Source organism: uncultured Enorma sp., assembly GCA_905210055.1.
Lineage (GTDB): Bacteria > Actinomycetota > Coriobacteriia > Coriobacteriales > Coriobacteriaceae > Enorma.
Window position 1 is genome coordinate 1 of the sequence record CAJLVH010000042.1, and the last position, 12847, is coordinate 12847.

A 12847-nucleotide genomic window follows, 5' to 3' on the forward strand; every position below is an offset into this window, starting at 1 on the left:
CCCCGGCAGTATCGTCCCGGTGCGGTCTAAGGGATGTGGTTTGCGCATGGGCGCTACGTACGGGGTGTGGGCGGAGGCGGGTATATCGTCCCGCGCGCAGTTCGCGCAGCGTTGTCTGAGCACGGGATGATATACCCGCCTCCGCCCCCATCCCGCCCGCGCCCGGACCGAACAAGCTGTGGTGCTTCGGCGCAGGCGTGCGCGAGGAAAAACATGTCCGGCCGGTGCGGTAGAATCTGGTTCCGGAATCGGATGGCCGACGCACCCGAACCATACCAGGCGCGCCGTTTCCGCATCTAGCATGTACGTCGTCTTAGCATATCAAGTGAGGAGATGCACCTATGGCCTTCGTCCACCTGCACAACCACTCAGAGTACTCCATGCTCGATGGAGCCACGCGCGTATCCGATATGGTCGCACGCGCGGTCGAGCTCGGCATGCCCGCCGTGGCGCTCACGGATCATGGATTCATGTACGGCATCCCGGAGCTCGGTCTCGCCTGCGACGCCTACAACCTCAAATCGCCCGAGCGCAAGGTTTGGAAGAGCGATAAGGCGGCGCTCGAGGCGGGCGCCGGACCTGCTTCACTCGACGCGCCCGATCCCGAGGAGGATCCCCGCGGGGCTGCGCAGCACGCGCGCGACCTCGAGGCATGGGAGGCCACGGGCTCGCTCGACGCGGTGAAGCCCTATGTGATCAAGCCCATCTTCGGCTGCGAGGTCTACTTCACCCCGGACGATACGCTCGCTCGCGACCGCAAGCCCGACCTCTACCACATGATCCTCATCGCCACGAATGAGACCGGCTACGTGAACCTCATGCAGACGGTCTCCGAGGCGGCGGTCGAAGGCTTCTACTATCGTCCGCGCGTGACCCTCGATAACCTCCGGCGCCATAGCGAGGGGCTCATCGCCACCTCGGCCTGCCTTTCGGGCATCGTTATGAAGAACCTCGACCGCGGCAACCCCGCAGAGGCGCTTCGCTGGGCGGAGACCTTCCGTGACCTGTTCGAGCCCGGGAACTTCTACATCGAGATCCAAGACCACGGCATCACGACCGAAAACGGTAACACCGAGGAACAGATCAACCGTCAGCTCATCGAGATCGCCCGCCAAGTGGGCGTCAAGGTCATCGCGACGAACGATTTCCACTACCTCACGCGCGAGGATGCCCCGGTGCAGGACATCATGATGTGTATCGGCATGAACTCCAAGGTGGACGATCCCAACCGCATGCGCATGACCGGTACCGAGTTCTACATGAAGTCCGAGGAAGAGATGCGCGCGCTCTTCCCGTACTGCCCTGAGGCGTGCGACAACACGCTCGAGATCGCCGATAAGTGCGACATGGAGCTCGAATGGGGCAAGATCATCCTGCCTCGCTACCCGCTGCTCGATCCCGGCGAGACGCATGAGAGCCAGTTCCGCCGCGAATGCGAGGAAGGCCTTGCCAAGCGCTACGGCGAGGATTGGGAGACGAAGGTCATCAATGGCATTTCCGTCAAGGAGCGCTTCGAGTTCGAATACAAGGTCATCTGCGACAAGGGCTTCGCCGCCTACTTCCTCATCGTCGCCGAATACGTGCGTTGGGCGAAGCAGAACGGCATCGGCGTGGGACCGGGTCGTGGCCCCGCCGCGGGCGCCATCGTCGCATACGCCATGGACATCACGACCTTCGATCCGCTCGAGAACGGCCTCATGTTCGAGCGATTCCTCTCACCCGAGCGTACCGAGATGCCCGATATCGATATGGACTTCGACGATGAGCGGCGGCTCGAGGTAATCGAGCACGTCCGCCAGCTCTACGGCCCCGAAAAGGTCACGCACGTCATCACCTACTCGACCATCAAGGCTAAGCAGGCGATCAACGATGCCGCGCGCGTGCTCGACTACCCCGTCTATGTGGGACAGCGCCTGTCGAAGATGATCTCGAGCGACCCGTTCGTGAAGCTCAAGCAGGTGCTTACGCGCGTGGAAGGCAAAGAAGAGAACTACAACCCCGATTTCGCCGAGGCGTACGCCAAGGATGCCGACGCGCACTGCATCATCGACGCGGCGCTCGCCATCGAGGGCCTCACGCGTGGCGAGGGTGTGCATGCCTGCGCGGTGCTCATCTGCCGCGACCCGGTGAACGAGCACGTGCCCACCAAGCTCGATACTAAGGGCGGCGTGGAGATCACCCAGTACGAAGGCCATACGGTCGCCGACATGGGCCTGCTCAAGATGGACTTCCTGGGCTTGCGCACGCTTACGGTCATCTCGAAGGCGCGCGCGAACATCAAGGCGAACCACGGCGTCGACATCGATGTGGACAAGATTCCCTTCGACGACCCCGCGATCTTCAAGCTCATGCAGGGCGGCCACACGGCGGGCGTCTTCCAGATCGAATCGGCCGGCATGACCGCTACGATCAAGAACATGAAGCCCACGGAATACAAGCACGTCGTCGCTCTGATCGCGCTCTATCGTCCCGGCCCTCTGGGCGCCGGCATGGTCACGAGCTACATCAACCGCATGAACGGCAAGGAGCCCTCCGTCTCCTACGATCCGCGCCTCGACGATATCCTCGGCGAGACCTATGGCACCATGGTCTACCAGGAGCAGGTTATGAACATCTCCGTCGAGATGTGCGGCTTCTCCAAGGGCGAGTCCGACAGTCGTATCCGCAAGCCCGTGGCAAAAAAGAAGATCAAGATGCTCACCGAGCAGGTCTTTCCGTGGGAGGACGGCCGTGAGGAGACCATCTACGACCATTGGATGAACGGCGCGGAGCGCAACGGCTACGAACGCAAGACCGCGCAGCGCATCTGGGACGACGTTCTCGAGTTCGCGTCCTACGCGTTCAACAAATCGCACTCGGCGGGCTACGCGATTCTCGTCATGCAGACGGCCTGGCTCAAGGCGCACTATCCGCATGAGTACATGGCGGCCGTGCTTACGAGCTATACCGGCAAGACCGAGAAGATCACGCACTACGTATCCGCTTGTCGCCACGACGGCATTCCGGTGCTCCCACCCGATGTGAACGAGTCCGGCCGTGAGTTCACGGCGACAGCAGAGGGCGTGCGCTTCGGCCTCGCCGGCATCCGCGGCGTGGGCGAAGGCGTGGCCGATGCCATCATCGCCGAGCGTCGGCGTGGGGGAGCGTTCAAGAACCTGCACGATTTCGTCGACCGCGTCGATTCGAGCCAGGCGAACCGCCGTGTCATCGAGGCGCTCATCAAGGCGGGCGCGTTCGACTCGACCGGGTATCCGCGTCGTCAGCTCATGGGCTTCGTCGACAAGGAGAATCCCGAGAACATCATCGACGCCGCGGCGAAGCGGCAGAAGGAGCGTTCCACTGGACAGGTCTCGTTCTTCGATATCCTGGGCGATGTCGCGGGTTCCGGCTTCGAGGTCACGGTGCCCGAGCCGGACGGTCAGGAGTGGGACCGCCACATGAAGCTCCAGGCGGAGCGCGAGGTGCTCGGCATCTACGTCTCCGACCACCCGCTGCGCCCGTACGAGTACGCGCTCAGCAAGGCGCGCGAATACTCCCTGGCGCAGATCGATACGGGCGTGGAACAGGAGATCGCCAACGGCGAGACGGTGAACGTCGAGATTCCCGAGGGCAAGCAGTTCTGGTTCGCGGGCATGGTCTCGGCTGTGTCCAAGCGCGTGACGAAGAACGGCGACCCCATGGCGATCGTGACGCTCGAGGACATGGAAGGCGAGGCGACGATCGTCATCTTCCCCAAGACGTACAAGGAGTGCGAGCAGTACCTGCGCGGCGAGACCGACCCCGAGACCGGTGCGGTGCTTTCCGATGCATTCATCCGCGTACATGGCAAGATCGAACGGAGCGACCGCGGCGACCAGATCATCGCGCAGGAAGTGCTCCCGCTCGAACTGAACGAGGAGACGAATCGCCCGAAGATCTTCGAGATTATGATTCCCAGCTCTCGCTTCAGCCAGGGGAGTATGGCGCGCCTGGCCGCCCTGCTTTCGAGCAATCCCGGCGGCGACCGCGTCGAGCTCTTCGTGGAGCAGGCGGACGGCCAGACCATGCGCGCCGAGATCCCCACGCGCGTGAACGCCCGCTCGATCCCGCTCATCGCCGAGGCGAAAGCCCTCGTAGGCGAGCGCGGCCGCGTCACCGTGATCTAATGTCCCAAAAAGGGACAGGTGCATTTTGGGACATTGGGACAGGTAAGGGTTGGTTGGGGACGTGGGCGTGACGCGCTCCCATCCAATCTTTTGAGATGGCCGATACAGAGGCTGTACGGAGCATACTCCAGCTAACCCTGCCGTTTACGTCCGTTTCTGGCGCGTTTACCGGAAGCAGCCATTGCGTGCGCGTTTCGAGACGAGCACAGACGGTTCGATGTCGACGCGATGGGTAGAATACGCAAAATCGCCGAGGGCTTAACCGAAGCAGTCCCTCGGCGTTGATACGATCTATCACAATGAGCGTATAGGAGAGCACCATGGCTGAGGCGCATGCGAATGAGTACGGAACGATCATCGTGCTCGATGAAGTGGATTCCACGAACGAAGAGCTCATGAAGCGCGCTCGCGAAGGTGCGCCCCAGGGCACCGCGCTCCGCGCGCGCCTGCAGCACGCCGGCCGCGGTAGACGCTCGCATGGCTGGACGTCCCCCGAAGGCGGCCTCTATCTCTCGGTGCTCCTCAAGCCGCACGTGCCCGATCGCGTGCTTCCGGGCATACCCGTCGCATGCGGCCTCGGCGTGGTGAACGCGCTCGAGACTCTTGGTTGCAACGACATCAAGCTCAAGTGGCCGAACGACGTCGTATGCGAGCGGGGAAAGCTCGGCGGCATCCTCGTGGAGTTGAGCCGCGTCTCAGGCGAGACGAACGTCGTGTTCGGCTTGGGTCTCAATATCGAGGCGATCAAGATGGACTGGCGCGATCCCGCGGCGCTTCCCATCGCGGGGCTCGCCGATTGCCTGCCCGATGACCGCGTCATACCGCCGCTCGACGAGCTCGCTGCGATGATTCGCGATTCGGTGCTCGACGCCATCGAGCTTTGGACGGAGGGCATCGAGGCGGCGGGTGCCTCGGCGGCGCCGCTTACCGGTATCAAAGCGGCGTACAACGAGCTTTTGGCATACAAGGGAACGGGCGTGCATGTGAGCTCGCCCGACGGCAAGATTTCGGAGAACGGCACGCTCGAGGGCGTCGATGTATGGGGTCGCGCGCTCGTGGAGCTCCCGAACGGCGACGTAGTCGCCTACGATTCCTCGCGGGTGTCCATGAGGCCGTGACAGGCTGAGCAGTCTCCGGGTGGCGGTATCCTCCGCTGTGGCACGTTCAGAGAGAGCGCACGTATCATGTTTTAGTTCGGTATGCGTGCTGCTCCTGAGTACGCAAACGTCACGGCGATGAAAAGAGTCTGTAAACCTGGCGTCAGGGTTTCTCGTTTCGCCGAATCCGTCGCACCCGCCCGCCGCCGTGGGACTACAGTGGTACGGATAAGTGCCATGCCGACGCGGGGGTGGGGCATGTCCATAGCTTCGTACCGGGCTCAGATCGCCGACTACAGCAGGCAAATTGAAGATGCGCGCGCCCGCATTGCCCAGCTCGAGCGGGCGCTCGACGACCTGGATGATTTCGACGCCGCGATGGTGCGCGAGTTGGCCTCGCGCGAGGACGCGGTCCAGCAGAAGCGCGCGCTCGTCTACCGACTGCAGGCGGTGCCGAATGCTCGCGTGGTGCAAAGCTGCTCAGAGATACTCAATCGCAATATCTCCCAGGTCATGGCGCAATTCGAGGAAGGCTATGCGGGCGTGCGCGCGGAGATCGCGCGGGCTCGGGAACGCGACCTCGAGGAGATCCAGGAACTCAAGCGGCGCGTCGGCATCTTGGAGGGAAGGATCAGGGACGCCCAAGCGTGCATCCGCGCGCTCGAACTCGAGCAGCGGCGGGCTGAGGAGCGCGCTGCGCGGCTGAGGGCAGAGGGAGAGTGAGCGACATGGCGGTCATCGCGGAAGCTGAATTCGCCACCAGCGTCTCGAAGCTCAGGACGGTCGCGATCACGCTCGGCACCATCGCCGAGCGCTACGAGGCGTGTATGGAGGCCCTGGCGGAAAACGGTTTCAAGAGCGCCTCGATGAGCACCCCCTTGGAGGAGAAAGGGAGCCTCGTGAGCTCAGAAGTCCAAAGCGCTGCCCAGGTCATCGAGCGGGTCGAGACGAGCCTTCAGGAGTTTCTCAAGGACCTTGACGATATCGACCAAGACATTTATTAGCGCGAAGGGGATAGGCCATGGGGAATGCCACATTTTCCTCAGAGATTACCGTTGATTTTTCGACCATCGAGGACTGTCAGGCAGAGTTGAAGACGCTTAGACAGCTCGCGGAGGATTGCGCAAGCGAGGCGCGCGTCTCTTTTTCCACGAGCGAGGGGAACGCCTGCTCGGCCATGGCCGAGCTCGCCGATTCCTTGCGGACCGTCGCCGTTGCGCTCGCCGGGGTCATAGGACGGACGGAGGCCGCCGTGGACTGGGGATCATCGACGTTCGACGAGGCCGATCGCTCCCTGGCGGGCGCCCTATGAGCGTGGGAGGCGACAGCGCCCGCGTCCCGGTCTCCCGCCGCGCGGTCGTCGCAGGCGCGCTCGCGACATGCGTCTCGCTCGTCGGCTGCGGCTGCTCGCCGGGGCAGGGCGATGGGGGCGCCGTCATGATTTGGGATGCCATGGGCGTGAGCAAGGACGACCCCATCACCGACGAGCAGCTCGCGGTGGCGCACGTCGTTTGCCGGGAAGAGGATGCGCTCCATGTGTATGACGAGCTTGTGAGGACCCGGCGCTGGCCAGAGCGCCTGTACGGCCATCTCTTCGAGCGGACGATGGCCGGATGCTTCCTCGCCGAGCGGATGGCCGAGCACTACGGCGCGACCTTCACGGTTACCGGCGGGCCGCATTACGGCGACGTGGCTCTCTTTCCCGGCGAGCCGTCTTACCTTAGCTATGATTTCGAAATCCAGGGTGACCCCCGGGGGGTGTCATCCTGCACGGCGACCCTGCACTTCGAGGAGTACCTGCACTACGAGGGAGTCTCCATCTCCGATTCGTACTTCTGCTTGGCCCGCACGCCCGAGATGAGGAGCTTCTGCCTGGACGCGCTCCGTGCGGACTACCGCGCCGCGGCGGAGACGTGCGGCGTCGCGGAGCAGGCGTACGGCGCGGTGCGGGCCAACTGCCGCAACGAGGAGGCCGGGTGGACGTACGACGTCGATGCCCCCATCGAGGAGCTCACCCCGTGCTACGCCGTGAACTTGAGCGTCTACTTCGACGGCCGCCCGCCCGCCGAGCCGCCGGACGAGGCCGCCTACCGGGATGCCTTCGACGCGACCCTCGATGCGCTGGGGTCGCGCGGCTTCGACGACGTCAACCTCGTGTTCGCCGTGGTGATAGCCGACAACCCGTCCTGGGAGGGCTCGCATGAGATGTCGGGAGACTACGGCGAGGCGGCAGAATACGCCTCGACGGAGGAGAGCCCCCTCGTGAAGTGGGTCATCGAGGCGTCGACGAGGAATCTCGAGTACGAAGGGGATAGGCAGCGCGGCGAGGCGTAGATGGGATGAACGATGGAACTCACTAAGCAGGAGCTGGCCGTTCTCAACCAGCTGCTATACGCGGACGGCAGCGCGCTCATAGAGAGCAATCGGGTCAAAGAGAACGGGGAGTCCGACGAGGTCTGGTCGGTAGAGACTGTTGGTGAACAAGAGGGAGGTATCCCGCTCGGTGAGCTCCTCGCAGGTGTTGAGGTCACGGGGACAGGTAGCGAGCTGGACGATGGCTATACGCGTGCGGACGAATGGCAGCGCGCGCTCGACGAGGTGCAGGATAACGAGCGCATCTGCGAGCTTACCGTCGCAGATGTCTACCATGACACGACTGACGGGTCGCTTGCGGTGACCTTTATTGCGGGCGAAAATAGCTATATCGTCTTTCGCGGCACCGGTTCGAGCGAGTGGCCCGATAACCTTGCGGGTGTGTACGAGACGGATACGCAAGATCAGATCGAGGCGGCGGCATATGTGAGCTACATCAGCGAGCGCTACGGCGGGACGATCACCGTGAGCGGCCACTCCAAGGGAGCGAACAAGGCCATGTATGCCACGATCCAGCTCGATGGTCTCGTGGATAGGTGCGTTGCCTTCGATGGCCAGGGGTTCGGCCCCAACTTCCTCGACCTCTACGCCGAGGAGATCGCACGGAACAGGGATAGGATCATGGCCATCAACGCTCAGGACGACTACGTGAGCGCGTTATTGTCTTCCGTTGCGGGGACGACGTACTACGTCCCTGCGGAACGATTGGGGCTTAACCCGCTTCGCAACCATGCCATGGCGGTGCTGTTCGGTGACGATATGAGCCTTTTGCTTGAGGAAGACATCGCGCGCGGGGTCTTCGGCGGACTCGTCTCGAGCTTGGTCGACCACCTGCTTGAGAACGTCTCGGAAGAAGACATGATGGTGGCGTCTACCTATTTGGGCTATCTGACAGATGCGCTTCTTGGGGATAAACGCACTGATATTATTACCATCATTTCTGAAGCGGAGGCCTATGCTCCAGGTGGAACAGCGATCTTAATCTCAGCGCTTGAGACCTGGCCGCTCGTGAACGAGGCGCTTGCTCATCTTGCCCGCTATGGCGGTACCTGGGCGCTCTTCGCATATGTTGTTGGATCTCTCTGCGCCCAGCACGTTCTGCAGGGTGAGGACAATCCCCATCCCGCGTACTTCGTGAGTTCCAACACTGTGCGTGACTTCTCTGAGGAGCGCGAGGCGGAGATTGCCGGCATCGCCCAGCAGGTGAGCGACGAGCCGTTCTGGGATGTTACGAGGTGGGATGTGTGGTACCGCCTCGAAGGGCTGTTCGGTGGGATGAACGTCGAGGCGCATCGAAGCGATATGGAAACATACTGGCGCAAGGTTATCGACGTCGCGGGCACTACGGTGGATCAGGTGCATACCATGTTCGAACGGGCGCGCACGCGCGATTCCCAGGCGGGCGCTGCGTTCAGGGCATGTGCGGACGAGCTCGACGTCATCGCCTCAAAGCTCAACGCCGTCTTCCCCTCATGATAAAATGGTGTCAGACACCAAATTATCACTCGTGAGAAGGTGACGCCGGGTGCGTTTGCTCGGCGCCACCTTTTCAGATCTCGGGTATTAAAACTTATGGGGTCATGTTGCATGCTATTCCACGTCGTCGGTATCGCTTGCCAGGCTGATTTTGTAGGACAGCTTGACTGCGAGCAGGGCTACCGAGAGGAACACGAGCGTGGCGGCTGCTGCTGCCATCGCTTCAACGCTTACGAGTGCGCCGACGAAGATAGCGATGACGGCAAGCGCGGGCATGATCTGGATGAACGTCCGTGCAATCTCCCGCTCCATGTGAGCTTGAAACTCGTCGTTCTCCTTTGCATAGAGACGGCGGAGCGTTTGGTCGTCGGTGAGCGCGCGACGTAAACTCACGATGGTCTTAATCGTGACCACGGCGGCAACGGTGCATAGTCCCATCACCGCTCCCAACAGGAATGCAGAGGTGGTTGTGGTGCCACTGATGGCGGGCAGGTTGTCGGTCGCGGTGAGTGCGCCGCCCGTGACGAGTACGATGCAGATGGCTGCTGCGGAGATGCTTTCGCGGCGGAGACGCCTACGAGCATCTTTACGAAGGGCTTCAATGGTGGTCTTCATGGGGAACTCCCTTCTTGTGGCGAGCGTTCTAAGGGATGTTTAGGTCGTTGTCGACGTACGGGATCAGGCGGTTACAGCTCCTCGTCAATTTCGGAGAAATCAAAGACCTCTTCGATGGAGAGTTCGAAATAGCGGGCGATCTTGTACGCGAGTGGGAGCGACGCCGTGTATTTGCCCACCTCGATGGAGGTGATGGTCTGGCGCGTCGTGCCCACGGCGTCGGCAAGCTCGGCTTGGCTGAGCTTCTGCGCACGCCTGAGTTCACGGATACGGCTCCTCATAGGCCCCCTTTCCCAATGGGTTTAGGCTATGGATGCAAAGCCTGCTTTGCAAGAAAAGCATAGTCTACTTTGCAGAAGAAGACAAGCAAACTTTGCAAATTGGATGTAAAAATACCCCAGAGTTTTAACATCCCTTCGGCTATGCAACACGAAGCGGCTCCGAGCGCGTTTGCTCGAAGCCGCTCTATGTCCCAAAATGTACCTGTCCCTTTTTGGGACATCTACGCCACGTCGATGGTGACTTCGACCTCTTGGACGGGGACGTCGTAGAAGGGGTCTTCCCGGCGACCGAGGAAGTCGCGCGCCTGGTCGGGGAAGAGCGCGTAAGCAAGCACGTCCTCTTCGCTCTTGGCGTACTGCGCGATGGCCTCGCGTGCTGCGGGGAGCTCCGGCTCCAGCAAGTCTGCCGGACGGCAGGTGATCACCTCGTCGTCGCCGATGATCTTCTGGCGGATCTCTTTGGAGATGGTCACGGGCGGGCGTCCGTACATACCGTGCACGTAGTCCTTGATTTCCTTCGGCACCACTTTGTAGCGCTCGCCGGAGAGCACGTTCATGAGCGCTTGCGAACCCACCATCTGCGAGAGGGGCGTCACGAGCGGCGGGTAGCCCAGCTCGGCGCGGACGCGCGGAACCTCGGCGAGCACCTCGTTGTAGCGATCCATCGCTCCGAGGTCGGTGAGGTTGCTGATGAGGTTCGACAGCATGCCGCCGGGTACCTTGTAGAGGAGCGCCTTGGGCTCGACCTCGAGCACCTTCGGGTTGAGGCCGCCCTCCTTGAGGAAGCGGTCGCGCACGCCGGCGAAGTGCTTCGCGACGGCGTCGAGCTTGTCGACGTCCAGGCCGGTATCGTATCCCAGACCATCGAGCGTGATGGCCATGGACTCGGTGCAGGGCTGGCTCGTTCCCTCGGCAAGCGGCGAGAGACAGGTGTCAATGATGTCCGCGCCCGCCTCGACGGCCTTGAGGTAGGTCATCTGGCCGATGCCTGCGGTGCCGTGCGTATGCACCTGCACGGGCAGGCTCGTAGCGTTCTTGATCTCGCTTACGAGCTCGTACGCCACATCGGGCGTGAGTACGCCCGCCATGTCCTTGATGGCGATGGAGTCCGCGCCGGCGCGCTCCATCTCCGTGGCGAGCGAGGTGAAATAGCGCACCGTGTGCACGTCGCTCGTGGTGTAGCAAATGGCGGCCTGTACCTCGCCGCCGGCCTCCTTCGCCGCACGGATCGAGGTCTGGAGGTTGCGCGTGTCATTCAGCGCGTCGAAGATGCGCAGCACGTCGATGCCGTTCTCCACGGACTTCTTCACGAACTCCTCGACGACGTCATCGGCATAGTTGTGGTAGCCCAAGAGGTTCTGTCCGCGCAGCAGCATCTGGAGCTTGGCGTCCTTCACGTGCGCGCGGATGGTGCGCAGGCGCTCCCACGGATCCTCGTTCAGGTAGCGCAGGCACGAGTCGAACGTCGCGCCGCCCCACACCTCGAGGGCGTAGAGGCCGCAGCTATCCAGATCCTCAAGCACGGGCAGCATGTCCTCGATGGGCATGCGCGTGGCGATCTGGCTCTGCTGGCCGTCGCGCAGGATGGTTTCCATGAAGCGAACGGTACGTCCCATGTGGTCGTTCTCCTTTCGCGGTCGTTATGCCTCGGGGTTGCGCGGCGCGAAGATCTTCGACAGCGCGAGCGACACGAGGTAGATGACGATCATGACGACGAAGATGCCGCCCCAGCCGATGCCGAGGAGCTCGAAGGCGGTGATCAGGTTCTCAGACATTCGTGAACCCCCTTACATCAAGAGCCCGAGCACGAGGCCGCCGGCCACCACCGAGGCGATCTGCCCGGCCACGTTCGCGGCGCTGGCCTGCATGAGGATGAAGTTCTGCGGATCCTCCTCCGTGGCGAGCTTCTGCACCACGCGGGAGCTCATGGGGAAGGCGGAGATGCCCGCGGCGCCCACCATGGGGTTGATCTTCTCCTTGCGGAAGAGGTTGAGAATCTTGGCGAACATGACGCCGCCCACCGTGTCCATGACGAAGCCCACGAGGCCGAGCGCCATGACGATGAGGGTGTCGACCTGCAGGAAGTCGCTGTATTCCATCTTCACGGAGACGCACAGGCCGAGCAGGATCGAGATGAGGTTCACGAGCTCGTTCTGCGCGCTCTTAGACAGGTTGTCGAGCACGCCGCACTCGCGGAGCAGGTTGCCGAACATGAGGAAGCCCACGAGCGGCAGCGACGCCGGGGCGATGAGGCCGGCGATGATGCAGATGATGATGGGGAAGAGGATCTTGGCCGTCTTGGACACCGCGAGCGGGTTGTAGCTCATGCGAATCCGGCGCTCGTGCTTGGTGGTGCACGCTTTGATGGCGATCGGCTGGATGATGGGCACGAGGGCCATGTAGGAGTACGCCGCGACCATGATGGCTCCCATGTACTTCGAGCCCAGGCTGTTCGCCACGAAGATCGACGTGGGGCCGTCGGCGGCGGCGATGATGCCCGTCGAGGCGGCGTCGGCGATGTCGAAGCCGAGGAGCGTCGCGACGATGATCACGAAGAAGATGCCGAACTGGGCGGCCGCGCCGAAGATGAGCAGAAACGGGCTCGAGAGCAAGGGTCCGAAGTCGATCATCGCGCCGATGCCGATGAAGAGCAGAAGCGGGAAGAGCTCCGTCTCGATGCCCATGTCGAAGAGCACCGTGAAGGGCGCGCCCTCGCCGATGACGCCCGAGAACGGGATGTTCACGAGGATCGTGCCGAGTCCCATGGGCACGAGCAGCGTGGGCTCGTACTCCTTCTTGATGCCGAGGTACATGAGGATGCAGCCGATAAGCATCATGACGATGCGCCCGGGCTCGGCGG

12 protein-coding genes are annotated in these 12847 nt (G+C 62.4%); 7 read left to right on the plus strand and 5 right to left on the minus strand.

Annotation, left to right across the window (positions count from 1 at the left end; genetic code table 11):
- Positions 1 to 341: 341 nt before the first annotated feature.
- From dnaE to QZ079_RS04365, 7 genes are all read left to right on the plus strand, one after another.
- Positions 342 to 4145 (plus strand): DNA polymerase III subunit alpha, encoded by a 3804-nt coding sequence (gene dnaE / locus QZ079_RS04335; RefSeq protein WP_297035543.1) that lies wholly within the window; start codon positions 342 to 344, stop codon positions 4143 to 4145.
- A 320-nt stretch (positions 4146 to 4465) separates the two neighbouring features.
- Complete coding sequence (locus tag QZ079_RS04340; RefSeq protein WP_297035547.1) at positions 4466 to 5263, plus strand: biotin--[acetyl-CoA-carboxylase] ligase; 798 nt, start codon at positions 4466 to 4468, stop codon at positions 5261 to 5263.
- Between the two features lie 237 nt (positions 5264 to 5500).
- Positions 5501 to 5965, plus strand: a complete 465-nt coding sequence (locus QZ079_RS04345) for a hypothetical protein (RefSeq protein WP_297035549.1) — start codon at positions 5501 to 5503, stop codon at positions 5963 to 5965.
- 5 nt (positions 5966 to 5970) lie between these two features.
- The gene (locus QZ079_RS04350) at positions 5971 to 6246 is read left to right on the plus strand and encodes a hypothetical protein (protein WP_291289636.1); all 276 of its coding nucleotides are present in this window, start codon (positions 5971 to 5973) and stop codon (positions 6244 to 6246) included.
- Between the two features lie 17 nt (positions 6247 to 6263).
- A complete protein-coding gene (locus QZ079_RS04355; protein ID WP_291289637.1) occupies positions 6264 to 6554 on the plus strand; it encodes a hypothetical protein in 291 nt (96 codons plus the stop codon).
- Complete coding sequence (locus QZ079_RS04360) at positions 6551 to 7576, plus strand: hypothetical protein (RefSeq protein ID WP_297035556.1); 1026 nt, start codon at positions 6551 to 6553, stop codon at positions 7574 to 7576. Before QZ079_RS04355 ends, QZ079_RS04360 begins: the two co-directional genes overlap by 4 nt.
- A gap of 12 nt (positions 7577 to 7588) precedes the next feature.
- The gene (locus QZ079_RS04365) at positions 7589 to 9091 is read left to right on the plus strand and encodes an Mbeg1-like protein (RefSeq protein WP_297035558.1); all 1503 of its coding nucleotides are present in this window, start codon (positions 7589 to 7591) and stop codon (positions 9089 to 9091) included.
- Positions 9092 to 9205: 114 nt separating this feature from the next.
- On the opposite strand, the gene QZ079_RS04370 is transcribed toward QZ079_RS04365, so the two are convergent.
- The 5 genes from QZ079_RS04370 to QZ079_RS04390 all read right to left on the minus strand — a co-directional run.
- Positions 9206 to 9706 (minus strand): hypothetical protein, encoded by a 501-nt coding sequence (locus tag QZ079_RS04370; RefSeq protein ID WP_291289640.1) that lies wholly within the window; start codon positions 9704 to 9706, stop codon positions 9206 to 9208.
- Positions 9707 to 9777: 71 nt separating this feature from the next.
- On the minus strand, positions 9778 to 9987 hold the full coding sequence (locus QZ079_RS04375; RefSeq protein WP_291289641.1) for a helix-turn-helix transcriptional regulator: 210 nt from the start codon (positions 9985 to 9987) through the stop codon (positions 9778 to 9780).
- A 221-nt stretch (positions 9988 to 10208) separates the two neighbouring features.
- Complete coding sequence (locus QZ079_RS04380) at positions 10209 to 11603, minus strand: oxaloacetate decarboxylase subunit alpha (protein ID WP_297035564.1); 1395 nt, start codon at positions 11601 to 11603, stop codon at positions 10209 to 10211.
- Between the two features lie 24 nt (positions 11604 to 11627).
- Positions 11628 to 11762, minus strand: coding sequence for an OadG-related small transporter subunit (locus QZ079_RS04385; RefSeq protein ID WP_297035567.1), 135 nt, complete (start codon positions 11760 to 11762; stop codon positions 11628 to 11630).
- Positions 11763 to 11774: 12 nt separating this feature from the next.
- Positions 11775 to 12847: sodium ion-translocating decarboxylase subunit beta (locus QZ079_RS04390; protein ID WP_297035570.1), on the minus strand; the 1073-nt coding region annotated here is incomplete at its 5' end.

Coding starts and splice junctions, on each gene's coding strand:
- QZ079_RS04340 (WP_297035547.1), top strand. CDS start 4,466: ATGGCTGAGGCGCATGCGAATGAGTACGGAACGATCATCGTGCTCGAT.
- QZ079_RS04385 (WP_297035567.1), bottom strand. CDS start 11,762: ATGTCTGAGAACCTGATCACCGCCTTCGAGCTCCTCGGCATCGGCTGG.
- QZ079_RS04370 (WP_291289640.1), bottom strand. CDS start 9,706: ATGAAGACCACCATTGAAGCCCTTCGTAAAGATGCTCGTAGGCGTCTC.
- QZ079_RS04350 (WP_291289636.1), top strand. CDS start 5,971: ATGGCGGTCATCGCGGAAGCTGAATTCGCCACCAGCGTCTCGAAGCTC.
- QZ079_RS04365 (WP_297035558.1), top strand. CDS start 7,589: ATGGAACTCACTAAGCAGGAGCTGGCCGTTCTCAACCAGCTGCTATAC.
- QZ079_RS04355 (WP_291289637.1), top strand. CDS start 6,264: ATGGGGAATGCCACATTTTCCTCAGAGATTACCGTTGATTTTTCGACC.
- QZ079_RS04360 (WP_297035556.1), top strand. CDS start 6,551: ATGAGCGTGGGAGGCGACAGCGCCCGCGTCCCGGTCTCCCGCCGCGCG.
- QZ079_RS04380 (WP_297035564.1), bottom strand. CDS start 11,603: ATGGGACGTACCGTTCGCTTCATGGAAACCATCCTGCGCGACGGCCAG.
- QZ079_RS04375 (WP_291289641.1), bottom strand. CDS start 9,987: ATGAGGAGCCGTATCCGTGAACTCAGGCGTGCGCAGAAGCTCAGCCAA.
- dnaE (WP_297035543.1), top strand. CDS start 342: ATGGCCTTCGTCCACCTGCACAACCACTCAGAGTACTCCATGCTCGAT.
- QZ079_RS04345 (WP_297035549.1), top strand. CDS start 5,501: ATGTCCATAGCTTCGTACCGGGCTCAGATCGCCGACTACAGCAGGCAA.